18 protein-coding genes and 1 pseudogene are annotated in these 26,535 nt (G+C 69.9%); 8 read left to right on the top strand and 11 right to left on the bottom strand.

Annotated features, from left to right (window positions below; translation table 11 throughout):
- Nucleotides 1-98 precede the first annotated feature (98 nt).
- The 4 genes and pseudogenes from QSK05_RS36345 to QSK05_RS13205 form a co-directional block, all read right to left on the bottom strand.
- A pseudogene (locus QSK05_RS36345) lies at nucleotides 99-404 on the bottom strand (PAS domain S-box protein); the annotation flags it as partial.
- Between the two features lie 271 nt (nucleotides 405-675).
- Nucleotides 676-1,227 (bottom strand): RICIN domain-containing protein, encoded by a 552-nt coding sequence (locus tag QSK05_RS13215; RefSeq protein ID WP_285597451.1) that lies wholly within the window; start codon nucleotides 1,225-1,227, stop codon nucleotides 676-678.
- A gap of 167 nt (nucleotides 1,228-1,394) precedes the next feature.
- Nucleotides 1,395-2,666: a methyl-accepting chemotaxis protein gene (locus QSK05_RS13210; protein WP_285597450.1), complete on the bottom strand. Its 1,272-nt coding sequence runs from the start codon at nucleotides 2,664-2,666 to the stop codon at nucleotides 1,395-1,397.
- Nucleotides 2,667-2,881: 215 nt separating this feature from the next.
- The gene (locus QSK05_RS13205) at nucleotides 2,882-3,544 is read right to left on the bottom strand and encodes a hypothetical protein (RefSeq protein ID WP_285597449.1); all 663 of its coding nucleotides are present in this window, start codon (nucleotides 3,542-3,544) and stop codon (nucleotides 2,882-2,884) included.
- A 167-nt stretch (nucleotides 3,545-3,711) separates the two neighbouring features.
- On the opposite strand from QSK05_RS13205, the gene QSK05_RS13200 reads away from it, so the two are divergent.
- The 6 genes from QSK05_RS13200 to QSK05_RS13175 are packed head-to-tail and all read left to right on the top strand — an operon-like array spanning nucleotide 3,712 to nucleotide 8,340.
- Entirely contained in the window at nucleotides 3,712-4,725 is a 1,014-nt protein-coding gene (locus tag QSK05_RS13200; protein ID WP_285597448.1) for a hypothetical protein, read from the top strand.
- 34 nt (nucleotides 4,726-4,759) lie between these two features.
- Nucleotides 4,760-5,242 (top strand): DUF4265 domain-containing protein, encoded by a 483-nt coding sequence (locus tag QSK05_RS13195; protein WP_352301123.1) that lies wholly within the window; start codon nucleotides 4,760-4,762, stop codon nucleotides 5,240-5,242.
- Between the two features lie 44 nt (nucleotides 5,243-5,286).
- Nucleotides 5,287-6,279 carry an aminoglycoside phosphotransferase family protein gene (locus QSK05_RS13190; RefSeq protein ID WP_285597447.1) on the top strand — a complete coding sequence of 331 codons (993 nt, stop codon included), beginning with the start codon at nucleotides 5,287-5,289 and terminating at the stop codon, nucleotides 6,277-6,279.
- The gene (locus tag QSK05_RS13185; RefSeq protein WP_285597446.1) at nucleotides 6,276-7,031 is read left to right on the top strand and encodes a methyltransferase domain-containing protein; all 756 of its coding nucleotides are present in this window, start codon (nucleotides 6,276-6,278) and stop codon (nucleotides 7,029-7,031) included. Before QSK05_RS13190 ends, QSK05_RS13185 begins: the two co-directional genes overlap by 4 nt.
- 42 nt (nucleotides 7,032-7,073) lie before the next feature.
- Complete coding sequence (locus QSK05_RS13180; protein WP_285597445.1) at nucleotides 7,074-7,910, top strand: MerR family transcriptional regulator; 837 nt, start codon at nucleotides 7,074-7,076, stop codon at nucleotides 7,908-7,910.
- A gap of 49 nt (nucleotides 7,911-7,959) precedes the next feature.
- Nucleotides 7,960-8,340: a VOC family protein gene (locus tag QSK05_RS13175; RefSeq protein ID WP_285597444.1), complete on the top strand. Its 381-nt coding sequence runs from the start codon at nucleotides 7,960-7,962 to the stop codon at nucleotides 8,338-8,340.
- Between the two features lie 24 nt (nucleotides 8,341-8,364).
- Here QSK05_RS13175 and QSK05_RS13170 read toward each other — a convergent pair whose 3' ends face one another.
- The 3 genes from QSK05_RS13170 to QSK05_RS13160 all read right to left on the bottom strand — a co-directional run bounded on the left by QSK05_RS13170 (nucleotide 8,365) and on the right by QSK05_RS13160 (nucleotide 10,720).
- Nucleotides 8,365-9,036 (bottom strand): LysE family translocator, encoded by a 672-nt coding sequence (locus QSK05_RS13170; RefSeq protein WP_285597443.1) that lies wholly within the window; start codon nucleotides 9,034-9,036, stop codon nucleotides 8,365-8,367.
- Nucleotides 9,037-9,121: 85 nt separating this feature from the next.
- Nucleotides 9,122-10,090: an NAD-dependent epimerase/dehydratase family protein gene (locus QSK05_RS13165; protein ID WP_285597442.1), complete on the bottom strand. Its 969-nt coding sequence runs from the start codon at nucleotides 10,088-10,090 to the stop codon at nucleotides 9,122-9,124.
- A gap of 168 nt (nucleotides 10,091-10,258) precedes the next feature.
- Nucleotides 10,259-10,720, bottom strand: coding sequence for a MarR family winged helix-turn-helix transcriptional regulator (locus QSK05_RS13160; RefSeq protein WP_285597441.1), 462 nt, complete (start codon nucleotides 10,718-10,720; stop codon nucleotides 10,259-10,261).
- 176 nt (nucleotides 10,721-10,896) lie between these two features.
- On the opposite strand from QSK05_RS13160, the gene QSK05_RS13155 reads away from it, so the two are divergent.
- Nucleotides 10,897-12,120, top strand: coding sequence for a multidrug effflux MFS transporter (locus tag QSK05_RS13155; RefSeq protein ID WP_352301115.1), 1,224 nt, complete (start codon nucleotides 10,897-10,899; stop codon nucleotides 12,118-12,120).
- A gap of 168 nt (nucleotides 12,121-12,288) precedes the next feature.
- A complete protein-coding gene (locus QSK05_RS13150) occupies nucleotides 12,289-12,801 on the top strand; it encodes a GNAT family N-acetyltransferase (RefSeq protein WP_352301376.1) in 513 nt (170 codons plus the stop codon).
- Here QSK05_RS13150 and QSK05_RS13145 read toward each other — a convergent pair.
- The 4 genes from QSK05_RS13145 to QSK05_RS13130 form a co-directional block, all read right to left on the bottom strand.
- Nucleotides 12,690-14,240 carry a GGDEF domain-containing protein gene (locus QSK05_RS13145; RefSeq protein ID WP_285597439.1) on the bottom strand — a complete coding sequence of 517 codons (1,551 nt, stop codon included), beginning with the start codon at nucleotides 14,238-14,240 and terminating at the stop codon, nucleotides 12,690-12,692. The genes QSK05_RS13150 and QSK05_RS13145 overlap by 112 nt on opposite strands.
- Before the next feature lie 485 nt (nucleotides 14,241-14,725).
- On the bottom strand, nucleotides 14,726-16,342 hold the full coding sequence (locus tag QSK05_RS13140; RefSeq protein WP_285597438.1) for a GGDEF domain-containing protein: 1,617 nt from the start codon (nucleotides 16,340-16,342) through the stop codon (nucleotides 14,726-14,728).
- A gap of 105 nt (nucleotides 16,343-16,447) precedes the next feature.
- Nucleotides 16,448-17,476: an NADPH:quinone reductase gene (locus tag QSK05_RS13135; protein ID WP_285597437.1), complete on the bottom strand. Its 1,029-nt coding sequence runs from the start codon at nucleotides 17,474-17,476 to the stop codon at nucleotides 16,448-16,450.
- A gap of 193 nt (nucleotides 17,477-17,669) precedes the next feature.
- Complete coding sequence (locus tag QSK05_RS13130; RefSeq protein ID WP_285597436.1) at nucleotides 17,670-26,027, bottom strand: beta strand repeat-containing protein; 8,358 nt, start codon at nucleotides 26,025-26,027, stop codon at nucleotides 17,670-17,672.
- Between the last annotated feature and the right edge of the window lie 508 nt (nucleotides 26,028-26,535).

Below are 26,535 nucleotides of genomic sequence, written 5' to 3'. Positions count from 1 at the left end.
TTCGAGGCTTCCATCAGCGTGCCTCGTTGGTACCGGATCGCGGACAGGCTGATGGAGACGTCGAGGGTGTGGCCGTCCTGGTGCCGGCGGACCGCGTCGGCCAGCAGCATGGACAAGGAGGAGCCCAGTGTCTGGGACTCGGTGTAGCCGAAGAGCTCGTGTGCTGCGCGGTTCCAGGAGGTGATGGTTCCGTCCAGGGTGGAGCCGATGATGGCGTCGTTGGAAGAATTGACGATGGCGACCGGCTGATGGTTGGCCTCTTCCGCAAGATGCCTTTCGGTGAGATCGCGGATGGAACTGGCGACCAGTGGTCCTTCATCGGTGTCGATCGAACTGAGGCTGATCTCGACGGGACATTGGGTGCCGTTCTTACGCAGGCCGTACAGTTCGGGCCCGATTCCCATGGACCGGGCTTTCGGTTCCTGAAAATATTCGGACCGCAACTGAGGACGGCGGATCCGGAGGGATTCCGGGTACCAGCTTCTTGCCCTCCCGCAGACCACGCCGGAGACCGGTCGTGGTCGTTCTGCTGCCATCGACCGCGGTACAGGGCTTGTTCGCGTTGTGAACAAAGGTGTTCCGGGCGGCCAGGGCCGAGGTCAGGTTCCTGACCGGTCGAAGGGTGGCCGGAAAGAGGCCTGAAGCGGTCCCTTTCCGGCCCCGGCGAATCCATCGCTAGAGGATGCGCCAGCTCTGAGCGCCGTTACTGCCTTCCGGATCGCAGGTCCACTGCATCAGCTGACTGTTGCGGCCCGATACGGTGTCCAGGCACAGGTTGGTGCCCTGGTGCAGGAACCGGGCGTAGGTCGTGCCGAAGACGGTGAAGTCGTCCTGGACCCATTTCTCCGAAGAGGCAATGATGCTGCAGTCGTACTGATCGACGGCTTCCCCAGGAACACTCGTCCCGTTGTTGACTTCCATGCAGTACGAGCTGTGCTGGTTCCTCAGTTGATAGACGCCCGGTTCCAGCTCCGTGAATCCCCATTTCTGGGTGGTGGCGGAGCTGCAGTCGACGAGCCGCAGCCGCTCGTTACGACGCCCGCCCGGCGCGTCGACGCATTGACCGGTGGCTTGGTTCTTGATCTGGTGGTACCCGCTGGTAGCGGCCGCTGTCTGGGCACCGGCCGTCGGTACTGCTGCGCTCGCTGTGGTAGCACCGGCCAGCGCGGTCGTCCCGCTGAGGGCGACAGCTGCGGCCAGAGTGAGCATCAGGGTGCGGATGTGCATCGTTTTCTCCCCACGCATGGTGCAGTCGAGTTCACTGATTCCGACGAGAACGACACGCTCGTCTGTCCCAGAAGACTCTCCCGCAGCGCTGAAATCGCGCTGATGCGCCGCTGGAACGGAACCTCAGCCCTGCTGAGCACCGTGCCCCGAAGGTGCGCTCGCGGCGTCTACCGGCCGGCGTTGTGGAGCATGCGTTCCAGCGCCTGGGTGATCTCCCGGGCGGCGTCGGCGGCTTCGGAGGTGCGTCGCCCGACCTCGGCGAGTACGGCGGCTTGTTCATCGACGGCCGCGGCGATAGCCGTCTGGGAGTCGCCGATCTGGGCCACGAGGGTGTTACTGGTGCGGAAACTGTCGGCGACCTTGTGAGCCTGCTGGGAGACCACGTCCACGACGGTGCGGACCTTCTGGGTGGACTCGGCGGTTGCGGCGGCCAGGGACTTCACCTCCAGCGCGACCACGCCGAAGCCTTTGCCTGCCTCACCGGCGCGGGCCGCCTCGATGGTGGCGTTCAGGCTCAGCAGGTTGGTCTGCTCGGCGAGGCTCTCGATCATGGCGTTGACACCGGAGATCTCGCTGACGGCGGTCTCGAGCCGGGCGGCGTCGTGGACGGCGTGTTCGGCGGCGTCCTGGCCCTGCTGGGCGGTGCTGGCCGTTTCCTGGCACCGGCGGGCGATGTCGTTCACGGCGGATTCCAACATGTCGGACTGGCGGGTCAGGTCGTCGATGGCGGCCGAGGCCTTGCCGGCGAGGGTCCGGATGATTTCGGCATCCGCGGCCAGGCTCTCCTCGCGGCGGGCCGCGGCCTGGGCCGCTTCGCGCTGAACGAGGGTCTCGGCCTCGGCGCTGCGGGTCTGGAGCCGGGCCGTGGCCTCGCGTTCGGCGTCCAGGGCGGCACGCTGGCTCTCGGTCTCGGCCTCGGTGATCTCGGCGAAGTGCCACCACATCAGGACGGCGACGATCTCGACGATCACGGACACCGCATGCGTGATGACCATGATCGCGACCTCGCGCGCCCCTGGCTCGGTGCCGTGCATGGACTGCATCGACATCGACATCACCCGGGCCGGGGCCAGAAATCCGAACAGCAGGTGGTGGACGACCACGGCCCCGACCGTGACCAGCAACGGTGACCAGCGCTGGTAGAGCGCCACGAACGGAATGGCCGACAGCAGGAACAAGTGGGCGTGCAGGCTGCCGCCGGACAGGTCGATCCCGATGAAGGCGCTCGAGATCAGGGCCAGGCTGGTCAGTTCGGAGGTGAGGCGCCGGCCCCGGGCCATCCCGGCCAGGGCGACCAGCACCAGGGGAACCAGAGACAGCGGCACGGCCTCGAGGGTGGGGGTGGGCCCGGCCACGCCGACGGCGATGAGGACCGGGACGCTGCTGAGGGCGGCGCCGCGGATGATGCGATGGCGCGCCTGCCATGACGTCTCGCTCATGCGGGAACCATGGGGAAGTCGCAGAGTGCTCACGGCCCCATGATCGGCCGCCGAGCGGGCCGTCTTGAGATGCGAGGGTGGCCTCGGGCCGGTGGTCGGTCAGTGACAGTGACGGCGCGGCCGTCCTCGAGGACCTCGAGGACAAGGCCCACTGACCGCACCGGAGCGGTGACCTGACCGATCCGGTGGGGGACGAACGTCCAACATCGGATCGGTCAGGGAAACGGCAGGAACAGCACCAGGGCCAGGTACCCGAACACGCCGCCGACGACCAGCACGGTGAAGCGGGCCTTGCCCAGCAGGTAGTGCCACAGCATGCGCAGCAGAGCGATCACACCGCCGAGGAACCCGGGAGCCTGGACATCCAGCGGGGCGACGATGTCGTCCTCTCCCGGCATCACGGTGGCCGGGACCGCTGCGGGGCGGTGGGCCTGGATCTCACGCAGGGCCTGGGCCAGCACCGGGACCGGGCGGGTACTGACAGCATCGAAGCGCAGTCGCATCCGCCGCCACCGCGAGCGCAGCACGATCTCGGTCTCGGCGTCCTCATCACTGACCACCAGCCGCCAGCGCACCGCCCGCACATCAGCGGTACGGATCGTGCGGGACCCGAAGGGGGTGGGCAGGTGCAGGATCCCGTCGCTCAGGGTCAGGTCGTGCGGGCTCCCGTGCCGTCCGAACAGATAACTGCCCCCGGCGATCAGGAAGACCCAGCCCAGCAGGCCCACCACCGCCAGGACGGGATTGTCCTCGCGGCGCTCGAGCGGCTGCACGAACGGGAGCAGGACCAGCAGGATCAGCACCACGGTGACGCAGCGGGTCAGCAGAACCAGACGAGGTTCGGGGCGGGGCGTCGGGTCGAGCACGGGGTCGCTCACGTCATCGTTCCTCGGTCCGGGGGATGGTGATCCACAGGGTAAGGCCCTCCGGATCAGATGAGACAGGTGAGACCAGGTGAGATAGGTGAGGCAGGAGCGTGCAGCCGGCACCGGAGGCAGATCAGGCTGTGCTCGGGCGAATCCGGCGATACGGAAGACTGCTGCAGGTGAGCACGCACAGCGTAGGACCACGCGTAGGAACACGAGCAGGAACCGACGAGGCCGCGGACGCGGCGGCGAGCACCTGCGGGCTGGACGGCTGCCAGGAACCCCTGCCCGCGCGCCCGCGCGATGAACTGGGGCGCCCCAAGGGCGGACGACGAGCCCGGTTCTGCTCCAAGGCCCACGCGGATGCGGCCTCCCGTCAGCGGCGCGCCAACGATCTGGCCTCAATCGCAGACCCGCTGGCCCTGGCCAAAGAAGCCACGCAAGGCGTCCTGCCGGTCGCACGCCAGCTCAGCGAACAACTCACCGCCCTGATGGCCCGCTTCGAACAGGCCGAGCACGGCGCCCTCGCGCGGGTCGCGGCCGCCGAGACCGAGGCCGAGCAGGCCCACGCCGAGGCAGCCCGGGCCGCCGAAGGAGAACAACAGGCCGAGCAGGCCCGCCGGGAAGCGCTCGCGGCCGCCCGGGCCGACCGCGAGGACAAGGACCGCGCCACCCGCAGCGCACAGCAGGCCCGCCACGAGGCCGAGCAGATCCGCGACGAAGCCTGGAAACAGGTCGCCGAGCACGAACGCGCCCGCGGCCAGGCCGAGGCCGAGCTCCAGGCCGTGCGCACATCCTTGGAACTACAACGGCGCGAGCACGCCGAGCTGCTGGAGACCGTCCAGGACCAGCGCGCCCGCATCACACAGCTCGACCTACAGGTGGCCACCACCGGCGTGCAACTGCACCAGGCGGCAGATCGTGTCACGGAACTAAGCGCCCAACTGGCACAGGAACAGCAGCAGCACCGGCAGGCACAAGCCCGGCACGAGGAACACACCCGCGAGTCCGCAGCCCGCCACGACAGCGACCTGCAGCGGGTCCGCGAACACGCCGACGCCCAGATCGCCCAGCTCAGGAAGCAACTGACCGAGGGAAAACCAGCACTCAAACCCGCAGCCCGGCCCGTGACACGGCGCTCGCGGGTGGCCGGCCAGCGCCCGCCGAACGCCGCATCGACCGGTGATCTCTGAGCATCGTTGGCATCAGTGTGGCCGGGGCAGCATCATGTCCCGGATGACCGGTAACCATCCAATGATCAGACTCTGTTTCAAATATCCGCCACGGGCGGGGCACGATCAGGACACCGAGGAGGTCTGGGCGGCACCGATCAGCGCACGCACCGCGCGAGTGGCAAGCGCACCGTTCCATCAGGTGGGGGTCGCCCCCGGCGACGTGGTCCGGTTCGAGACCGACGAATGGGGAGCGCACTGGGCGCTGGAGACGGTGGAGCCCTCCGGCAACTGCGTCGTACGGGTCTTCCCCGAAGCCTCCGGACCCCTGGGCTCCAGCGCGGACATGGTGAACGCGCAGTTCGCCGAATTCGGCCTTCAGGGTGCCGTACTGAGCCCGGAACTGCCGCTGGTCGCGTTCGACGTGCCGGCCGACGCGAACTTCCGCAGCATCAAGGTGCTCCTGGAAGAAGGCGCCGCGGCCGGCTGGTGGCAGTACGAGGTAGCCTGCGCGACCGAAGCCTGGTGGGCCGCGTAGAAAACCGCTGTTCGTCATCGTTCGCCCCGCAGTAACGTCACCGGGTGAACCGAACCGCCGACACCGAGAACCTCGCCGGGCTCGTCCAGATCGCTCTGGGAACGGCCGTGCCGGTCACCGGGATCCAGCGGTTACGCGGTGGCAGCAAGAAAGGCGTGTACCGGGTTCATCTCGGTGGGCCGCCGACCAGCGTGATGGTGTACAGCTGGGCGCAGGAAGAAAACTTCTGGCCCCGTGCGACGGACGCCCCCGACCCGGGCGATCCGTTCGCAGCCGCCACCGGCCTGCCCCGCCTCCTGGCCGCCACCCACGAACTCCAGACCGCCGGCGTCCGTTCACCCCGCGTCCTGTGGTCCGACGACTCCCACCAGCACTACCCGGCCGATGTCGCCGTGATCGAAGACGTGCCCGCAGGCTCCCTCGAAACGCTGATGGACACCGATCCCGCACGCGCCGAAACCGTCCTGCACGACCTGGCCGCCTCCCTGACCCGCCTGCACGCACGCACCACCGACCACTACGGACCCCTGGGACATCTGGAGAACTACGGAACCTCCTGCGAACAGATGGTTCTCCAGCGCGCCCGCGGCGACCTGGACGAAGGCGCCCGCCGGGACGAACGACTCAGAGCAGCCCACCCCCTCATCCTCCAACGCCTGCACGACCTGCACGACCGCGTACGACCACGGCAGAAGTACTCGCTCATCCACGGCGAACTCGGCCCCGACCACGTCCTGGTCGACACCGCCGGTCAAAGCGTGCTCATCGACATCGAAGGACTGATGTTCTTCGACATCGAATGGGAACACGCATTCCTGGAACTACGCTTCCACGACCGGTACACAGCCCTCGCCGTCGACGCCCTCGACGAGGACCGCCTCCGCCTCTACCGCCTGGCAATGCGGCTCTCACTGGTCACAGGCCCGCTACGACTACTCGACGGAGACTTCCCCGACCGCACGCCCATGCAACACATCGCCGAACACAACCTGCAGATGACACTCGCCCTGATCAAGGAGCCGATGAGGTCACCATGAGATCCTTCGAAGACCTTCTCACCCAGGCCCAGGACGCAGACATCACCGGCTGGGACTTCACCTGGCTCAACGGGCGCGCCACCGAGGAACGCCCACCCTGGGGATACACCCGCCACCTGCAGACGTGGTACGCCAACACCCCCAGCGCCCTGGACCTGGACACCGGCGGCGGAGAAATCATCGCCACAATGCCCGTACTACCCGCCCGCATGGCCGTCACCGAAGCCTGGGGCCCGAACGTGCTGCGCTCGCAGGCAACCCTGGCCCCACGAGGCGTAACGGTCATACAGGCCTCCACCGACCGACTGCCGTTCGCCGACGCATCCTTCGACCTGGTCACCAGCCGGCATCCGATCAAACCAGCCTGGTCACAGATCGCCCGGGTCCTCAGCGACGGCGGCACCTACTTCGCCCAGCACGTCGGCCCCGCCTCGGCATTCGAACTGATCGAAGTCTTCCTCGGACCGCTCCCCCGCACGCACACAACCCGCGACCCCCAGACCGAGACCAAGGACGCCACAGCAGCCGGCCTGAACATCACCAGCGTGCAGACAGCCCGGTGCCGCCTGCAGTTCCACGACATCGGCGCCGTGGTCTGGATCCTGCGCAAATGCGTGTGGTGGGTGCCCGACTTCAGCATCGACCGCTACACCCCCCAGCTACGGGCCCTGGACGCGTCGATGCGAGCCGGGCAACCCTTCGTGGCGCACTCCTCGCGCACCCTGATCCAGGCCCACCGCACGGCCCGCTGAACGACTGGACCTTCCCGCTACCGGAACCCCCATGCTGAATCCGTGCCCGAGACCTTCTTCCTGGTCGGTGAGTTCTCCCGCCTGACCCACCTGAGCGCCAAAACCCTGCGCCACTACCACGACGTCGAACTCCTGGTGCCGGCCCTCATCGACCCCCTCACCGGCTACCGGCACTACACACCCGACCAGATCCCCGACGCCCAACTGATCCGGCGCCTACGCGACGTACGCATGCCCGTACCCCACATCCGCGACGTCCTCACCACCACCGACCCAAACACCCGCAACACCCTCATCAGCGAGCACCTCGACCAGCTCAAACGCGACCTGGCCGCCACCGCCACAGCACTCCTGTCCCTGCACCAGATGCTCCACCACACCGACCCGGCGCTCGCGGTCACGTACCGCCCGGGTACGCAGGAGAACGCCCTGGTGCTGACCGACGAGGTCGGTCACGACGATCTTGCGCCCTGGGCGGGAGAAGTCTTTCCCCGGCTGTTCACCGCGGCCCAGGCACTGCAGGTGGCGCCGTCGGGGGTGGGTGGGGCGCTCTACAGCGGTGACTGGTTCACCGGTCAGGACGCCGCGGTGACAGCGCTGCTTCCGGTCACGGCAGCACCAGCAGCAGGGGACGAGGGAACCGACCTGGACGTGCAGGTGAGGGTGCTGGAGTCCCAGCCGTACGCGATCGCGGTGCATCGCGGCCCGTACGCCGACATCGACCGCACCTACGGGGCTCTCGGCGAGCACGTCCACGCCGAAGGGATCGCCGCGCCGGGGCCGATCCGTGAGAACTACCTGGTCAGCCCGGCCGAGACCGACGACCCGGGCTCGCTGTGCACCGAGGTCTGCTGGCCGATCACGCACATCCCGGCCTGAGCACCACCCAACGCATCACCCGCATCACATCCATCGAGGGGGAACCACCATGTCTGTCACCGCCGCCCAGGTCGTGCTCGACTGCGCCAACGCCGAGAAGCTCGCCGGTTTCTGGGCCGGACTTCTGGATCGCACGGTCGCTCCGGGCGCCCATCAGTACTTCGCCAACCTGCCCGGCGCCGAGGGAGAGCTGTCCTTGATGTTCCTGGCCGTGCCCGAAGGCAAGAAAGTCAAGAACCGCATGCACATCGACCTCACCCTCGACGAAGACTGCGACTGGGAAGCCGAACTCGAGCGCATCCTGGCCCTGGGCGCCACCCAGGTCTCCGAACATCAGGAATACGGCATCCAGTGGGTGTGCCTGCAAGACCCCGAGGGCAACGAGTTCGACCTGGCCGTCGGCCACGAGGAACAGGAAACCACCCCCTGACCTCCGTGTTCAGGAGGTGGAGGCTCAGCGCTCGGACAGGGCCAGTTCCACACCGAACCCGATCAGGACGGTCCCGGTGACACCGTCCAGAGACCGCTGTGCGGTGCGCCTGCTCATGCGAAGACGCTTGAGCAGGACCCCCACCCGTTCGACACCGAAGATCAGCAGCGTGAACCAGAGCATGCCCTCGACATCATGCACGAACGCCAGCAGCACACCCATCGGTAGGTGCGGTACACCCGCCGGAATGAACTGCGGCAGCATCGCCATGTAGAACACGCCGATCTTGGGATTGAGCAGGTTCGTGGTCAACCCACGCCGATAGGAGCCCGAGAACCGGTGCCGGGAGACCGCGCGCTCGACAGGTACGGGCTCTCCTTCGACCTGCGCTGGTGTGGACGACCTCTGCACCAGCGAGCGCAGCATCCCGGCCCCCATCCACACCAGGTACACGGCACCGGCGATCCGCAGTCCCGTATAGGCGGTGTGCGAAGCAGTGAGCAGAGCCGTAGCTCCACCAGCAGCAGCGGCACCCCAGATCAGGGCCCCGGTGTTGATACCCAGCGCGGTCGCAAAAGCATGAGCGCGCCCTTGAGCGGCGGCGCTCCGCAAGACCAGCGCGGTATCCAGGCCCGGCATGATCGTCAGCAGCCCGGCGACCACGGCGAACGAAGCAACAGCAGAGAGCACGTCCATGAGTTCATCCTGCCGTGAGGCAGTCTTCAGACCCGAACGGTTTTCGCATCAAATCGACAGGCCAAAGCCTGTTATCAAAATGGGGTCAGGGACCCGTATAAACGCCGGTGGGGTGGTCATGGTAGCCCTTCCAGCCCACGCGCAATGCCAGGTCACTACGCCATTCCCCTGTAGCGAGAGCCCTTTCGGCCACCGCGACGAAGTCGTGCCGCGGATTCCAGCCCAGATCGGCCTGGGCCCGCCGGCTGTCGTAGACCCGGTCGACCGTGGACGGCATCGGCCAGCCCTTCTCCTCGAAGCGCGCCATCAGGTCGGGGTACCGGTGGCGCACGACCGAGCGCGCATCATCCGCCAGATCGGTCAGGTCCCCGGGAACGAAAGGGGTCGGGGCGCTGATGATGTAGCGACCGAAACCGATCTGTGGCGCTCGCGTGGCCGCGATCAGATGGGCGTTCACCACGTCTTCCAGATCGACCCGGCGGTACAGGAACTCGGCCACCTTCAGCGCGGTGTCGTGGGCATCGGTCTGGACGTCATCCCGCTCGGGGAAGAATCGCGACGTCTTCAGCACCACCACCGGCAGACCGTCGAGCGCGGCCAGCTCACACAGGTCCTCGGCCGCGACCTTCGTGGCACCGTAGATGTTCTTCACCTGCGGACGCACATCCTCGTCGATCCAGGTGGCCGGCCCGCCGGGAACCGGAGTCATCGCCCGCCCGAACGTGCTCGTACTGCTCGTGAAGACAACACTTTTCACCCCGGCACGGGCTGCCGCCGTCAACACGGTGAGGGTGCCGGTCACGTTCACGTCGACGAAGTCCGGCCGGCTGTGCGAGCCGACGTGTGGCTTGTGCAGCGTGGCGGTGTGCAGCACGTGATCCACGCCGGCCAGGCACTCGTTCATCAGTGCGCTGTCCGCGATCGAACCCGTGACGGTCGTGCCTTCACCGGCCCGCACATCGATGCCGGTCACGTCATGGCCGGCATCCGTCGACGTGCGCACCAGCGCCTCGCCCAGATGCCCGGACGAGCCGGTGACCAGATACCTACTCATCCCACTCCCCGTCGAACGAGATCGTGGGCCATTCATGCGCGCCGAACGCACGGACCGCACATGATCTGCCCGAGCACCCCTAGGACAACGTACGTGCGGGACCCTAGCCTCTCGTCCCCTGCTGTCGCTGTTGATTTTGAGAGCTAAAAGTTGTGCAATAGCCTGTTATCAGGCTGATGGGCGAAAACCCTGTTCAATGCGCTCCAGTACCTCGATCGCTGCCGCCAGGCCCGTGGTGTCACCGCCCAGCGCACCGCTGACCAGCTGCGCCCAGTGGCGGTGCAGCTTCGTGACGTTCTCGTGAGCCAGTGGCGTCGGGTACAGGCGCACCAGACGCTGGTCGGACTCGTCCGGCCGGCGGGTGATGAACCCCTTCCCCTCCAGGCCCTTCAGAGCCGTACTCAGGTTGCTGCGCTGCAGGCTGACCGCCTCGGCCGTTGCGCTCGGCGACGTGCCCGGATGGTCGTCGATCCAGTGCATGACCAGGGCCTCGATGTTCGTCAGCTCGATCACGTCGGCCCGCCGGCGCCCGTGCGGCTCGACCTCCCGGGCCACCACGAACACCAGATCGGCCAGACGCGCCGCCAGCCTCTCCCCCGGGTCCAGCCCGTCCCACCTGCTCGCCGTCATCACCACTCCCCTGCCGTCGATGTACCGGGGAAGGTTTGCATGATCCGCGAACATGGGGGGCGCCACCGCGGCTGCGCGAGGTGCGCGAGGTGCGCGAGGTGCGCCCTACCCCTCTCATGATCATGCACACCTCCCCCGCCTTGGCCCCCTCACAATGGTTATGTTTTCATAATTCAATGATTGAGGATGTCACCGTCGTACGAACGGAACCCCGGAGCGAGGTGAGCCGGCCCGTGCTGCTGGTGCTCGCGCTCCTGTCGGCCGTCGCACCGTTCTCCACCGACCTGTACCTGCCGGCCTTTCCACAGATGACGGACGAGCTGTCCACATCCACCACCACGGTCCAGCTCACCCTCACCGCGTTCCTGCTCGGTATCACCGTGGGACAGGTGGCGTTCGGGCCGTTGTCGGACCGGTTCGGCCGGCGGGCCCCACTCGTGGCGGGTGCCCTGCTGTGTGTCGCGGCCAGCGTGGTGGCCGTGTTCGCCCCGAATGTCGGCGTGCTGATCGCCGCCCGACTGGTGCAAGGGCTGGGTGGCGCCGCCGGCATGGTCATCGGCCGCGCGATCGTCTCGGACCTGGCCCACGGCCGCGCCGCCGCGTCTGCGTTCAGTCTGATGATGATCGTCGGCGGGGTCGCCCCCGTGATCGCGCCCCTGGTTGGCGGCTTCCTCGTCGACCCGATTGGCTGGCGCGGCATCCTCGGTGTGGTGCTGGCCCTGGCCGCAATGATGCTGGTGAGCGTGCTCGGCGTGATCCGCGAGACGCATCCCCGCTTCCGTGGCGAGGTCAGGCAGGAACGTCCCACGCCGTCGGGCAGCCTGCTCTCCGCCGGATTCCTGTCCTGGACCCTCACGTTCGCCTTCGGGTTCGCCGTGATGATGGCCTACATCTCGGCCTCCCCGTTCCTCTACCAGGACATGATCGGGCTCGGCTCGGTCGGTTACGGCCTGGCCTTCGGCCTCAACGCCCTGGGACTGATGGTCGTCAGCGGGCTCGCGGCCCGCCTGGCCGCCACCCGTACCCCGGCCGGCATGACGTCCACCGGCATCACCGGCGTCCTCGTGTCCACCACCGTGTTCGGCCTGCTGGTCCTCGCCGGTGTTCCCGCGGGCTGGCTGGCCGTGCCGCTGTTCACCGGCGTCTCCAGCCTGGGCCTGGTGATGGGCAACGCCACCGCCCTGGCTCTCAGCCACGCCCAGCACGCCGCCGGCCGCGGATCGGCCGCCCTCGGCGCCCTGCAGTTCGGCCTCGCCGCCGTCGTATCGCCCCTGGTCAGCATCCGCGGCGAGAACACGGCCGGACCGCTCGCGGTGGTCATGTTCGCGGCCGCGCTGATCGCGTTCGGGGCGATGGTGACGGCCCGCCGCACAGAGCACACAGAGCACAGCCAGCCCTGAGCCGTTCTCGACGGGAAGGGGCGGCAGCCAGCAGGTGGCTTCTTGGCTGCCGCCCCGGTGATGCGTTCCGCTGCCGTGTATTCATTTCACATTAGCCTGTTATCACAATGATGATATGGAGCGGCGAGGGCGGTATGCCGGGCATGAGATGGTCTGCGGGTGATGAAGATGATCGACGCCGGCCTCACCGACCGGGCCGGCCGGCCTGTGACCCTGCGCGGCGTGGACGACGACAACTGGCGCGCCGTGGCGGATGTCGTGCCCCGGGACGACCAGCGGGACTGGGTGGCCACCTCGGGCGCCCGGTACCTGCTGCTGAGTGAGCGCGAAGGATTGTGGACGTCGCTGGGCATCTATGCGGGCGACGAGGTCACCGGGCACATCATGTATGCCTACGACGAGGACGACGACCGCTACTGGGTCGGCGGCATGCTCGTGGACGAGCCGTCGCAGCGCTCGGGCATCGGGCGCGCATCCCTGGTGACCCTGCTCAGCTACCTGCTGGAACTGCCCGACTGCGCGGGGGTCCGGCTCGCGGTGCACGAGGACAACGCCGATGCCCGCACGCTCTACGCGTCGGTGGGGTTCACCGAGCTGGAGAAGGACGACGACGGTGACTGGACGGCCGAGCTGACCGAGCTGGCCGACTCGGCCGGGTCGAGCGGGTCGAGCGGAGCCTGAACCTCGGCCAGCACACTGCGATCGCGGCCGCCGGCCTTGGCGAGGTACAACGCCGCGTCGGCGCGCTGCAGCAGTCGGCCGGCGTCCTCCTCACCGTCCCAGACGGCCATCCCGATCGACACGCTCTGCCCGCCGGGTACCACGGCGCGCAGGGCGTCCAGCCGCTCGAACCCGGTGCCGGTACCGGAGCAGTGCGTCAGGACGGCGAACTCCTCACCGCCCCAGCGGGCGAGCACCGGTGCCGGGGCCAGCGCGGCACTCCACGCCTGGGCCGCTTCCCGCAGTAACTCGTCACCGGCCTGGTGCCCGTGCGTGTCGTTGTACGTCTTGAAATGGTCCAGGTCGAGCAGCGCCACCATCAGTACCGATCCGGTGCTGCGGGCCGTCCCCATCGCCCGGGCCAGGTCGAAGTCCCACGAGCGGCGGTTGGACAGGCCGGTCAGCGGGTCGGTGCGCGCCAGCAGCGCCATCTGGTCGGACTGACACCGCAAGTCCTGCAGCAGGATCCAGATCCGGGTCACCACCATCCCGAGCAGCACCATCGAGCCCAGCCCCAGCAGGACCACACCGTCGTGACGACCGGTCGCGGTGCGCACGATGAGCACCACCGAGGGCAGCCCGGCCGCGAGCGCCAGCACGGTCAGGCGGGGCACGGTCAGGCCCTCGGCCCGGTCCGAGGGCTCCACGACGGTCACCGGGTGCACCGGACGCCACGCGTTGAGAGCGGCGAATCCCCAGCACAGGTAGGCGCTCGCCCACACGACGTTCATCCAGACCGCGAACTTGTTGCCGCCGCTGGTCAGCTCGATCAGGTTCTGCGCGGCGTCGGCCGTCAGGGTGCACAGCATCGAGGCGGTCACCCACCACACCGTGGCGCCCGCCCCGCGGCCGGCGGCGAACAGGCGCATCACGAGGAAGAGCAGGAGGAGGTCGGCCAGCGGGTACACGGTGCCGACGACGCGGGCGGCCATCGGCTGGGTGGTGTCCGACAGCAGGGGCAGCACGACGAAGACCAGGGCCAGCACCCCGATGCCGGTCGCCACGATCAGGGCGTCCAGGACCGCTCCGAACGGTGGCCGTCGACGGCGCTGGGCGTCCAGACCGAGGACGCCCAGGGCGGTCGTGAGGTAGGCCACGACGAAGAACGCGTCGGCCGGGGTGGGCCAGTGGTCGTCGCCGATGACCTGGTAGTAGGCCAGCACCAGTTCCCCGGTCAGGCACAGGCCCATGTTGGCCAGGAGCCAGTACCAGGGCCGGCGCTGGTGTGCGGGTATCCGGCGGACGGCCAGCAGCAGGAACGCCGAGCTCAGGCCGACCGAGCTGGTGTAGGCGACCGTCATGCCGGTCGTGCCCTCGCTCTGCCGGGTCAGCCCGGCCACCGCCAGGGTGGCCAGGATGCCCGTCGCCACCAGGAGCAGCCGCGGCAGGAGGACGATCATGCTGCGACCGGCCGATCCCGGCCGGACCCGTCCAGTGCCCCGTCGGCCCGGCTCGGCCGCTGATGGGTGCCCGGCCGCTGGAGCACGGCGGCGGCACCGATCTCATCGGGGGTCACCGGCGACCTCCCCCGGCTCCCCCGGCTCCCCCGGCTCCCCGACTCATCCGGATCTCCACCGCGACACCCGCCGCACGGGCCCGCGTCACCGAACCGCCACCTGAACCCGGCGCCGGCCGGCCACGAAGGGGCCACGGCGCGTGCTGCGAAATGGCTGCCCGGTCACGTCCAGTCCTTCGGCCGCCCCGGGCCCCGGCTCACAGAACCGGGCCGCCACGACCGGTTCGGATCAGACCGGCCCCTGGTGAGTCACTCACGGTGACGGCGAACCGGGCGAACGCGTCCCGCCCGGGATGCCCATCGATTCCCTGGGTGGGGAGGCAGAGGCCCAGACCCCGGTGACCGGTGCCGGTTCGTCCGTCAACGACCTCAACGCGTCCCGGGAGAACGGACGCCCGATCGCCCCTGGGGAACGGGGACGCGGCCGGGCACCGAGCTGGTCAGCGCAGTGGCCTGCTCCGGGGGCGGCTCAGGGGCCTGCTCGAGGGCCGGCTCAGGGTTCAGCGGGGCGGCCAGCACCAGCCGGTCGCGCCCACCGTGTTTGGCCTGGTAGAGCGCCCGGTCGACCGCGTGCATGAGGTCGTCCGGACCGGCCTTCCCGTCCCACACACTCACCCCGATGGACACCGTCTGCCCGTCGGTGACCACGGCGCGCAGCCCATCGAGCACGGCCAGCCCCCGGCGCTCGTCGTCCACCCGCAGGATCACCCCGAACTCCTCACCGCCCCAGCGCGCCAGCAACCCGTCACTGCCGTCGGCCCGCAGCGCCCGCTGCCAGGCCGCGGCCGTGCTGCGCAGCAGGTCGTCGCCGGCCTGATGCCCGAAGGAGTCGTTGAACCGCTTGAAGTGGTCCAGGTCCAGCAGTGCCACCAGCACCGCCCCCTCGGGGGCCGCCTCGCCCGGGCGCACCAGCCGGGCCAGCTCGGCGTCCCAGGTGCGGCGGTTGGCCACCGTCGTCAGCTGGTCGGTCGCGGCCAGCTCGTCCAGCTGCCGGGCCTGCGAGCGCAGTTGCCGTATCAGTCCCCAGATCCGGGCCGCGACCAGGGAGATCAGCACCACCGACCCGGCGCCGAGCTGGGCGCTGGAGGTCAGCGAGCCCCCTCCCCACCATCCGTAGGTCACGATCACCAGTGAGGGCAGCATGGCCGCCAGGGCGAGCACGGCGAGCCGGGCCACACCGAGGTCACCGGCGGTGCCGCGGTGGGCACCCCCGTCGGCGCGCGGGCGTGGCCCGGGCAGGGCCTTCACCGGGCGTCCCGCCTCGAGCGCCGCGAACGCCACACACAGATAGAACATCAGCCACAGCAGGTTGAGCAGGCGCGGGTAGTGCAGGAAGTCCCCGGCCAGTGACTGCAGATTCATCACCGTGTCGGCCACGAGGGTGCAGACCATGGCCACCGCCAGCCACACCAGCGACGGGGTGCGGGTACGGCCGCTGGCCAGCAGCCGGGCCACCAGATAGACCAGCAGCACGTCGATCAGCGGGTACACGCTCGACACGACCCGCACGAGAATGGACTGCGTCCCGTCCGTCACCAGCGGCTGCACCAGGAACACCACGGTCAGGGTGGCCGCGCTGAGGGTCACGATGGTGGCGTCCAGCAGCGATCCGGACCGTAGGTGGCGGGCTTCCTCCCGGTCCAGGCGCAGCACCGCCAGCGCCATCACCACGTACGCGATCAGGTATCCCCCGTCGGCCGGGGTCGGCCACGCCTCGTCGCCCCGCAGGATGATCCCCAGGGTGTAGGCCTCACCCAGGAACCACATCAAGGACGTCACCAGCATCAGGCTCCAGGGCCCGCGGTGGCGCCCCGGTATCCGGCGTACGGCCAGCACCGTCAGTACCTGGCACAGGCAGAAGACGACGAAGTACGCCGTCGCGCTGATCGGGTCCGCGTAGCCCGGCAGGGTGGCCAGGGGCACGCCGACCACGGTGACCACGCCCAGGAGGAAGAGGCCCGGGCTCCTCGCCGCGAGCTTCAGCATGGGTACTCGGTCGGCGGTGATCGCGCCCGCACGAGCAACCGTGTCCCCGGCCACCCGGTCGGCCGACCGCCACGCGGAACCACGATCACGGTCCGCCGCGGCACCTCACCCGGTGGGAACGTCCACCAGGACCTTGCCGACCGTGCCGGCCTGAACCGCGTCGTGAGCCGCCGCCATGTCCTCCAGCCCGAACCGCAGCAGCGGCAGCCCGTGCTCCTCCCCCACCGGCAGGGCGCCGTCGGCCAGGGCCGCGCCGATGTCCTGCGCCGCGGCGGTCATCACCTCGTCGCCCACCGTGTAGAGCAGCATGAACTGCAGCCGCACGTTCGGGCCCATCCCGGCCCCGATGTTCAGGTCCAGGTGGTTGCCACCGTCGTTGGCGTAGACGGCCACGGTGCCGCGCGGCTTGATCACCGCCAGGTCGATGTCCCAGTTCTTCGACGGCGACACCTCGACCACCACGTCCACCCCCTCGGGGGCGATCTCCCGCACCCGGGCGACCACGTCGTCCGTGCGGTAGTTGATGACGTGGTCGGCCCCGGCGGCCCCGGCCAGGGCGGCCTTCTCCGGTCCGCTGACGGTCGTGATCACGGTCGCGCCGGCCCACACCCCCAGCTGGATCGCCGCGTGCCCGACCGCTCCGGCGCCTCCGGCCACCAGCACCGTGCGGCCGGTGAGGGCTCCGGGTGACAGCCGCGTGGGGCCACCCTCGATGACCGTCAGGGCCCGGTGCGCCGTCATCGCGGGCACGCCCAGCGACGCTCCGACGTCCAGCGACGCCTCCGCGGGCAGTTTCACCACCCGGTGCTCGGGCTGCACCGTGTACTCCTGCGCCGTGCCGGTCAGCCCGTTGTCGGGGGCGGCCAGGTAGATCCAGACCCGGTCGCCGACGGACACCGACGAGACGCCAGGGCCCACCGCGTCCACCGTTCCGGATCCGTCCTGGTTGGGCACCGACTCCACCGACACCCGCCGGCGGGTGCTCGACCCGGCCCGGCTCTTCCAGTCGGTCGGGTTCACCCCGGACACCGCGACCCGCACCCGCACCTCACCCGGCCCCGGTGCGGGGATGTCCCGCTCGACGACGGACAGCACGTTCGCGTCCCCGGTATCGGTGTAGACGATCGCCTTCACAGAAGTTCTCCTTCGACAGCGCACGATGGATGCACGATGGGCACACGATCACGGACGACGGTGGCAACCGGCCGGCCCTTCGGCCTCTTCCCGCCGGGAGGGCGGACGTGACGATGCACGGCCGGCCAGGTGGTTCGAAGGTCACCTGGCCGGACCGTGCATGATCACGCGAGGGTGCGAGAGCAACCGAGCATTACTGCTGCGTGCTCTCCTCGTCCTCGCGGCGGCGGGCACGCACCCGGATGCGCCGTGATTCGGCGCTGATCAGGCCGGTGCCGAAGAGCATCAGGAGGAGGCCTCCCGAGATGGCGGGGATCAGGAAGTACGGGGTGCCGGTGAAGGCCAGCCCGCCGTCGGAATCCGAACCCGGGCCCGAACCGGAACCGGAACCGGAACTCGATCCGTCACCGTCATTGCCGCCTCCGCCGCCGGACCCGGTACCGCCGTCGGTACCGTCACCGTCGTTACCGCCGCCGCCTCCGGATCCGGTACCGCCGCCGTCACCCTCACCGTCGCCGTCACCGTTGTTACCGCCACCGCCACCGTTGCCCGTGCCGTCGCTCTGGGTCACGGTGACCTGCACGGTCTGGGTGCTCGCCTGACCGATCGCGTCGGTGACGTCGATGGTGAAGGAGTCGGTGCCGACGCTGCCGGGCGCCGTGTAGACGCAGGCCAGGCCCCGGGGGCCGACTTCGACCGAACCACCGCCGGTCGGGGCCGAGCAGGCGTCCACACCCAGCTCGAGGTAATCGTCCCCCTGCGGGGCGATCACGGACGTGCTGCCGGTCGGTACCGACACCGAGAAGGTGACGGACGCGCTCGGTAGTGGGATGAAGGTGAAGGCCTGGACGAAGCTGATCGTGCCGGCCGCGTTCGTCACCTGCACCGTCACCGGCCCCGCCTCATGAGCGGGAGAGATCACGGTCAGTGTGTTCGAGTACGTCGCCCGGATCGAAGCCGGCACGGTCGGCACCGTCGGCACCGTCCGTACCGGGAGGCGGCGCCACCCGGCCCCGCCGACGTCCGGGCCGAGGGTCAGCCCGGTCCCGGGCACCCCGTCGAACAGGACCGTGGTCTGCTCGTCGAAGTTCGCCCCGGTGATCGTCAGCGGCGTACCGCCCGCGACCGGCCCCACGTCGGGCGTGATGCCCAGCACCTGCGGCAGTTCCGTCAGGGGCACGTAGGTGTAGCCGACCACGTCGGTGCTGCTGCCCTCGGGCGTGGTGACCCGGATCGTCACCGTGCCCTCCGCACCGGCCGGCACCGTGAGGGTGATCTCGGTGTTCGACACGACGGTGAAGTCCGCGCTCACTCCCCCGAGCGTGACGGCCGTGGCACCGGTGAACCCGAAGCCGGTCAGCGTCACCTGGTTACCACCGGCCACCGGCCCGCGGGCCGGGTCGACCGCCGAGAGCACCGGCGCCGAGTTCGGTGCCAGGAAGGTGAAGGCGTTGTTCAGGACGGCGGTGCCGGAGGGCCCGGTCACCGACACGTCGACCGGGCCCGCCGCGTGTGCCGGGGTGGTGACGGTGATCGTGCTGTCACTGGTGACCGTCGGCGTCACCGTGGTGGTGCCGAAGGCGACCGCGGTGGCCGCCGTGAACCCGGTCCCGGTGATCGTCACCGACGTGCCGCCGGCGATGGGGCCCACGGCCGGCGACAGGGCGCCCACCGTCGGCGGGGCCACGTAGGTGTAGGTGGCGGCCGGTGTCACCGGTGAGGTGCCGCCCGGGGCGAGCACCCGCACCGTGCGGGCACCGGCCTGGGCCACCGACGGGGTCACCACGGTGATGGTGGAGTCGTTGACCACCGTGAACGAGGTGGCGCTGGTCGCACCGAACGTCACGTCCGTCGTGCCGGTGAACCCGCTGCCGGTGATGGTGACGGTCACGCCGCCCTGCACCGATCCGGTGTCCGGCGAGATGCCGGAGACCGCAGCCGCCGCCTGGTACCGGAACTGGCTGTTCGGGCCGGTGGCCGAGGTGCCACCGGGACCGGCCACGGTGATGTCCACCGCGCCCGCCGTCCCGGCCGGGGCGGTGGCCGTGATCGAGCCGTCCGTGCTCACGGTGAAGCTGGTCGCCGCGACGCCGCCGAAGAAGACCCCGGTGGCGCCGGTGAACCCGTTACCGCTGATCGTGACGATCGTGCCGCCCGCCAGGGCCCCGGCCGAGGGCGAGACCCCGCTCAGGGACGGTGCTCCCACGTAGGCGAAGTCGTCCGCGCTGCCGGTGGTCGACGAGGTGCCGTTCACCGTGGTCACCGAGACGCTCGCGGTCACCGGCGACCCCGCCGCCGGGGACACCGCGGTCAGCTGCGTCGCGCTGACGTAGGTGACGCTCGTGGCAGGCGTGGAGCCGAAGCGCACCGTCGCGGCGTTGGTGAAGCCGGTGCCGGTGATCGTCACCGTGGTACCACCGCCGATCGGGCCCGCGCCCGGGGTCAGGCCGGTCACGGCCGGCGGGGGCACGTAGTCGAACCCGGTCGTGGACCCGGTGGCCGAGATGCCGCCGTCGTTCACGACCCGCACGTTCACGCTGCCGGTGCCACCGGGTGAGGTGGTCTGGATCTGGGTGTCACTGATGATCGAGAACGACGCGGTGTCGGTCCCGAACCGTACGGCGCTCGCCCCGGTGAAACCGGAACCCGTGATCACCACGGCCGTTCCACCCGCCTGGGGTCCGCTCGAGGGTGAGAGGGCGGTGATCGCCGGGATGTCCACGTAGGCGAAGTTCACCGGCGCCGAGGTGCCGTAACCGTTGTTCACCGTCATGGTCACGGTGCCCGCCGAACCCGCCGGGGTGGTGGCCCGCAGTTCGGTGGCGCTGACGAAGACCACCGTGGCCGCGTTCCCGCCGAAACTCACCGTCGAGCCGCTGGTGAAACCGGTACCGGTGACGGTGACCTCGGTGCCGCCCGCGAGCGCGCCCCGGGTCGGGGTGATCGCGCTGACGGTCGGTGACCCGGCGTAGGTGAACTCGCTGCCCGGGCCGGTCGCCGAGGTGCCGTAGGGCCCGTCGACGGTGATGTAGAAGGTACCGGCCGTGCTGGAGGCCGGGCTGGTGGCGGTGATCTGGGTGTCCGAGTCCACGGTGAAGCCGGTCGCCGGCACCGTGCCGAAGGACACCTGGGTGGCCCCGGTGAACCCGCTACCGGCCAGGGTCACGGTGGTGGCGCCACCGGTGGGCCCGCTGTCCGGGGTGACCGTGGTGACGGCCGGAGCCGGTTCGTAGGTGAAGGTGGACCCGGCCGAGGCACCGCCCGCCGTGGTGCTGACCACGACGCTGACCGCTCCCGCCGCGTGCGGCGGGGTGGTGACGGTGACCCGGGTGGCGCTGGTGCGGTTGACGTTCGTGGCGGCCACACCGCCGAAGGTCACCCCGGTGACGTCGTAGAACTGGGTGCCGTCGATGGTGACGGTGTCACCGCCGGCGACCGCCCCGGCCGTGGGGCTGAGCCCGGTGATGGTCGGGGTCCCCACGTACCGGAAGTCGTCGCGGGTACCACCGGTGGCCGACGTCCCCCCGTTCGTGGTGACCGCGATGTCGACCAGGCCCGCGACCCCGGCCGGGGACGTCACCCGGATCTGCGTCGCGCTGACGTACACGACGCCGGTACCCGGGGTGGCGCCGAACGCGACGGTGGACGCCGGAGTGAACCCGGTGCCGCTGATCGTCACCTCGGTGCCCCCGGCGGCGGTACCCGCGTCGGGTGCGACACCGGTGATGTCCGGGCGGTCGAGGTAGGTGAACTGGCTGGAGGACGAGGTGCCCGAGTTCGCGTAGACACCCACCACGGTCACGTTCACGGTGCCGGCGGCGCCGGCCGGGGAGACCACCGTCATCTGGGTGTTGCTGACCACGTTCGGGCTGGTGCCCAGCATGTTGCCGAACTTCACGCCGGTGGCGCTGGTGAACCCGGTACCGGTGATGGTGACCGTCGTACCGCCGTCGACCGTGCCGGAGCTCGGGCTCAGGGCGGTCACGACCGGGGCCGCGACGTAGGTGTACTGGTTCGCGGCCTGGTTGGCCGAGACCCCACCGATCGTCGTGGTGACGTGCACGTTGACGGCGCCGGGCGCGTGGGCCGGGGCCGTCGCGGTGATCAGCGTGTCGCTCTGCACGGTGTAGGTGGTCGTGGTGCCGCCGAAGTCGACGCCCGTGACCCCGGTGAACCCGGACCCGGTGATGCTGACCGACTCACCGCCGGCCACCCCGCCGGCCGTCGGCGCCAGGCCGGAGACCACGGGGGTACCCACGTAGGCGTAGTTGTCGGCCGCCGTGTTCGGTGAGGTCCCCCCGGCCGTGGTGACCCGCACGTCCACCGTTCCGGTGCCCGCCGGGGCGGTCGCCGTGATGCTGGTGGAACTGTTCACGACCACGTTCGTCGCCGGGGTGGCGCCGAAGCTGACCGTGCTGCCGGGCGTGAAGCCGGCGCCGCTGATCGTCACCGTGGTGGCGCCGGCCGTGGTGCCGGCGCCGGGCGAGACGCCGGTCACGGCCGGGGCCCCGAGGTAGGTGAAGGCCGTGGTGCCGCTGCTGGTTCCGCCGTCGGGCGTGGTCACCGTGACCACGGCCGGGCCGGCTCCGTGCGCCGGGGTGACGGCGGTGATGCTGGTGTCGCTGTTCACCGTGTAGCTCGTGGCGTTGACGCCGTCGAACTGCACGGCGGACGCACCGGTGGCCGTGGTGAAGCCGCTACCGCTGATGGTGACGCTGGTGCCGCCGGCATTCGGGCCCGCGGTGGGCGAGACCGAGCCGACCACCGGCTGCGCGATGTAGGTGAAGTCGGTCGCGGTGGGCGAGGCGGCGGAGGTGCCACCGGGGGCCACGACCGTCACCGCGACCGTGCCCGCGGCGTGCGCGGGGGCCGTCGCCGTGATCTGGGTGGCGCTGTTCACCGTGATCGGCCCGGGCGAGGAGGTCGTCCCGAACTTCACGTCGGTCGCCCCGGTGAAACCCGTGCCGGTGATGATGACCGTCTTGCCGCCCTCGACCGAGTCGGACTGCGGGGCGACGGTGGTCACCACCGGGGCCGCCACGTAGGTGTACGGCTGGGTGTTCGAGGCACCGCTGGCCCCCGCCGTCACCGTCACGTTCACGGTGCCCGTGCCGGCCGGGACGGTCGCGGTGATCTGGGTGTCGGAGTCCGTGGTGAAGGTGGCGCCGGCGGCGCCGAAGTCCACCGAGGTGGCCTGGTTGAACCCGGTGCCGGTGAGGACGACCTGGTTGCCACCGGCGAGCGGGCCGCTGTCCGGGGCGATGCCGGCCAGGGTCGGGGCGCCCAGGTAGGTGTACGTGGATCCGGCGGACGCACTGCTCGCGCCGCCGTCGGTCGTGGTCACCACCACCGTCACGTCACCGACCGGGTGGGCCGGGACAGCCGGGACCGTGATGCTCGTGTCGCTGCCCGCGGAGGCCCCGGGCGCGGTGTTCCCGCCGAAGCTGACGCTCGTCGTGCCGGTGAACCCCGTACCGGTGATGGTCACCGAGTTCAGGCCGCCGGTCGGACCGGAGTTCGGCGTGATGGCCGTGATGACGGGCGCCGCAACGTAGGTGTAGTCGTTCGCGCTACCGGCGGTGGACGAGGTGCCACCCGGGGCGATCACCGTCACCTCGGCCGGGCCGGCCGCGTGGGCGGGGGCCGTGACCGTCAGGCTGGTGTCGGAACTGACCGTCACCGTGGTGCCGGGCACTGAGTCGAACTGCACCTGGGTGGCGCCGGTGAAGCCGGTACCGGTCAGGGTCACCGTCGTCGCCCCGGCCGTCGGGCCCGCGGCCGGCGAGACCTGCGTGACCGTGGGAAGCGCCAGGTACTGGTAGTTCCGCGTGCCCGAGGTGCCGTACGAGCCGGTCACCGAGACGTTCACCGTTCCCGCCGCACCGGCCGGGGCGACCAGGGTGATCTGCGTGTCCGAGACCTTCGTGAAGCTCGTGACCGCGGTGGGGCCGACGTCGACGGTGGTGACGTTCGTGAAGCCGGTACCGGTCAGCGTCAGCGTGTTACCGCCCGCGGTCGGGCCGGACGCCGGCGACACCGTCGTCAGGGTCGGTGCCCCGACGTAGGTGAACACCGAGCCCGGGGTCTGGGCCGTGGTACCGCCGTCGGGCGTGGTCACGCTCACGTACACCGGGCCGACCGCGTGCGCGGGCACCTGGGTCAGCGTGATCTGGGTGTCACTCACCACCGTGTAGGTGGTGCTGGTGTTGTCGAACTTCACCGCGGTGGCCCCGGTGAAGTTCGAGCCGTTGATCGTCACCGACAGCGCACCACCGGCGGCGGGCGCCTGGTTCGGCGTGATCGACGTGATGACCGGCAGCGCCGTGTAGGTGAACCGGTCGTTCGCCGAGGTGGCGCTGGTGCCTCCCGGCGTGACCACGGTGATGTCCACGGCCCCGGCACTTCCCGCCGGGCTGACCGCGGTGATGCTCGTGGCCGAGGTGACGGTGAAGCTCGTGGCGTTGGTGCCACCGAACCTCACCGCGGTCGCGCCGGTGAGGTTGGTCCCGGTGATCGTGACGTTCGTGGCGCCCGCGACCGGTCCCGCACCCGGGGAAACGTTCGTCACCGTGGGCGTCCCGGCGTACAGGTAGTCGTCCGCGCCGGTGTTGGGCGAGGTACCGCCCGTCGTGGTGACCCGCACGTCGACCGAACCCGAACCCCCGGGCACCGTCGCCGTGATCTGGGTCGGGCTGACCACCGTGACCAGGCTCGAGGTGTTGCCCGTGCCGAAGCTGACGGTCGGGGCCCCGGTGAACCCGGTACCCGTGATCGTGACGGTGTTGCCACCGGCGATCGGGCCGGTCGCCGGGGTGACGTTCGTGACCGTCGGCAGGGCGACGTAGGTGAACTGGTCGGCGGCGCTCGCGGCGCTGGTGCCGGCCGGGTTGGTGACGGTCACGTCGACCGTGCCCGCCGATCCGGCGGGCGCGACGGCAGTGATGCTCGTGGCCGAGTTCACCGTGTAACTGGTGGCGTTGGTGCCGCCGAACTTCACGGCCGCGGCGCCCGACAGGCCCGCGAACCCGGTACCGGTGATGGTCACCGAGGTGCCGCCGGCGGCCGCACCACTGCCGGGGCTGACGTTCGTCACGGTCGGCTGGCTCACGTAGGTGAAGTTGTCCGCGGCCGTGTCGGCCGACGTCCCACCCGCGGTGGTCACCAGGACGTCCGCCACGCCGGCGCTGCCCGCCGGGCTGGTGACGGTGATGCTCGTGCCGGTGTTGTTCGTGATGGTGCCGGAGGCGCTGCCGAACTTCACCGCGGTGGCGTTGTCCAGGGCCGTACCGGTGATGGTGACGCTCGTGCCGCCCGCGATCGTGCCGACCGACGGGCTGATGTTCGTGACGGCCGGGACCGCGACGTAGGTGTACTGGTCGGCGGTGACCACGGTGGACTGGCCGCCGACGGTGGTGACGCGCACGTCCACCTGCCCGGCCGACCCGGCCGGGGCCACGGCGGTGATCTGGGTGGCGCTGTCCACACTGAAACCCGTGGCCGCGGTGCCACCGAAACTGACGGCCGTGGCGGCCGTGAGGTTGGTACCGGTGATGGTGACCGTGGTGCCGCCGGCGGTGGGCCCGCGGACCGGCGCCACGGCGGTGATCACCGGCCGGGGCACGTACGTGTAGTCGTCGGCGGCGGTGTTGGCGGACGTACCGGCCGGATTGACCACCCGCACGTCGGTGGTGCTGGTGCCCGCCGGCGCGACGGCCGTGATGCTCGTCAGCGAGTTGATCGTGTAGCTCGTGGCGCTGGTCGAGCCGAACTTCACGTCGGTCGTGCCGAGGAAGCCCGAACCGGTCACGGTGACGGACGTGCCACCGGCCTCGGGACCCTTGACCGGCGAGATACCGGAGACGGCCGGCTGCGTGGGCACCTTCGTGCCGCACTCGCTGGTACCGACGTCGAGATTCACGTTGGCCAGACCCGCGACGCTGATGACGATGCGCGCCGCGACGACCTTCGTCGAGTACTGACCGGCCCCCTGGTTGGCGGTGCTCTGGTAGTTCAGGATGATCGAGCCCGCCGTGGTCGGGATACCGAGCACGTTCAGGGTCAGCGGCACCGTGGTGTTGGGCGCCACCGCGCCGGTCGGGATCGACCCGATCAGACCGCCGCCCAGAACCAGTCCGGTGACGGTCGAGGAGGCCGTGACCCCGCTGCCCGTGGCCACGCACTGCGAGTGCGTCGGGCCCAGCGAGACCAGGCCGCTGGCCACGTTCAGGCTGGCCAGGTCGGAGCTCGAGTTCGCCGTGTCGTAGAGCGGATCGGCCGTCGCGGCGGTCTGGACCACCCCGGCCGAGGCGACGGCGTCGAGGCCGAGCCCCGACAGGTTCGCCAGCTGGGCACTGGGTGTGCCCGGGTACTGGGACCGGGCGACGGTGGCGATGTTCACCGTTGCCGCCGCCAGCAGCGTCACGCTGCCGTTGAGTACGTTGGCGTTGGCGATGACCGTGCCGGTGAAGGCCGAACCCGGCTGCGCGCCGAGCGGAATCATCAGACCGGCGACGAGGAGCCCGGTGAGGCCACGGGCCGCGGTCACCCGCACGGCACGGGGAAAGCGCGTGGCGCGGGGAAAGCGCGTGGCCGAGCAGGTCGGCGAACGACGCTCCAGGCGGCCGGCCGCGTTGTCGGGTGAGGGCCGAAGGCCGCGTACCGGTCGCTGCGGGCCCGCCGGGGCCGATGCCGGCCCACCTCCCGGTTCGGAGGCCGGACGGTCGGACTGCCTGGCATCCTCGGCCCTGTTCTCGAGCCGATATCGGTCGGTGACAACCGTCAACCATTTCGCTGTCGGCCTGTTATCGCCGATCCACTGACCCCACGCACGCATTCGTGAACTCCCCCAGAATTCCTATTGCAGCGTGAGTGACTCTAGGTAGCCAATGAATTACAGGAGTGTAATGAGGTCGGCGTGTCGCGAAGGACAAAAAGGGGACGTTGCGACAGGTGCGACAAGCCGAACACGTAACTGGTCAGTACCTCTCGGACCCTCGGCCGGCATCGGTCATCCTCCGCCCCACCGTCGGGCCCGGCGTGTCTGGTCACGCGCTGTGTAC

Origin of the sequence: Kineosporia sp. NBRC 101731, assembly GCF_030269305.1 — a bacterium.
In the GTDB taxonomy this organism is placed as follows: Bacteria; Actinomycetota; Actinomycetes; order Actinomycetales; family Kineosporiaceae; genus Kineosporia.
This window is presented reverse-complemented; position numbering and strand designations above follow the sequence as displayed.

Excerpts from the sequence above, each read along its gene's own strand:
- QSK05_RS13185 (WP_285597446.1), top strand. The coding sequence starts at position 6,276 with ATGAGATCCTTCGAAGACCTTCTCACCCAGGCCCAGGACGCAGACATC.
- QSK05_RS13170 (WP_285597443.1), bottom strand. The coding sequence starts at position 9,036 with ATGGACGTGCTCTCTGCTGTTGCTTCGTTCGCCGTGGTCGCCGGGCTG.
- QSK05_RS13140 (WP_285597438.1), bottom strand. The coding sequence starts at position 16,342 with ATGCTGAAGCTCGCGGCGAGGAGCCCGGGCCTCTTCCTCCTGGGCGTG.
- QSK05_RS13165 (WP_285597442.1), bottom strand. The coding sequence starts at position 10,090 with ATGAGTAGGTATCTGGTCACCGGCTCGTCCGGGCATCTGGGCGAGGCG.
- QSK05_RS13215 (WP_285597451.1), bottom strand. The coding sequence starts at position 1,227 with ATGCACATCCGCACCCTGATGCTCACTCTGGCCGCAGCTGTCGCCCTC.
- QSK05_RS13150 (WP_352301376.1), top strand. The coding sequence starts at position 12,289 with ATGATCGACGCCGGCCTCACCGACCGGGCCGGCCGGCCTGTGACCCTG.
- QSK05_RS13175 (WP_285597444.1), top strand. The coding sequence starts at position 7,960 with ATGTCTGTCACCGCCGCCCAGGTCGTGCTCGACTGCGCCAACGCCGAG.
- QSK05_RS13210 (WP_285597450.1), bottom strand. The coding sequence starts at position 2,666 with ATGAGCGAGACGTCATGGCAGGCGCGCCATCGCATCATCCGCGGCGCC.
- QSK05_RS13145 (WP_285597439.1), bottom strand. The coding sequence starts at position 14,240 with ATGATCGTCCTCCTGCCGCGGCTGCTCCTGGTGGCGACGGGCATCCTG.
- QSK05_RS13195 (WP_352301123.1), top strand. The coding sequence starts at position 4,760 with ATGTCCCGGATGACCGGTAACCATCCAATGATCAGACTCTGTTTCAAA.
- QSK05_RS13155 (WP_352301115.1), top strand. The coding sequence starts at position 10,897 with ATGATTGAGGATGTCACCGTCGTACGAACGGAACCCCGGAGCGAGGTG.
- QSK05_RS13160 (WP_285597441.1), bottom strand. The coding sequence starts at position 10,720 with ATGACGGCGAGCAGGTGGGACGGGCTGGACCCGGGGGAGAGGCTGGCG.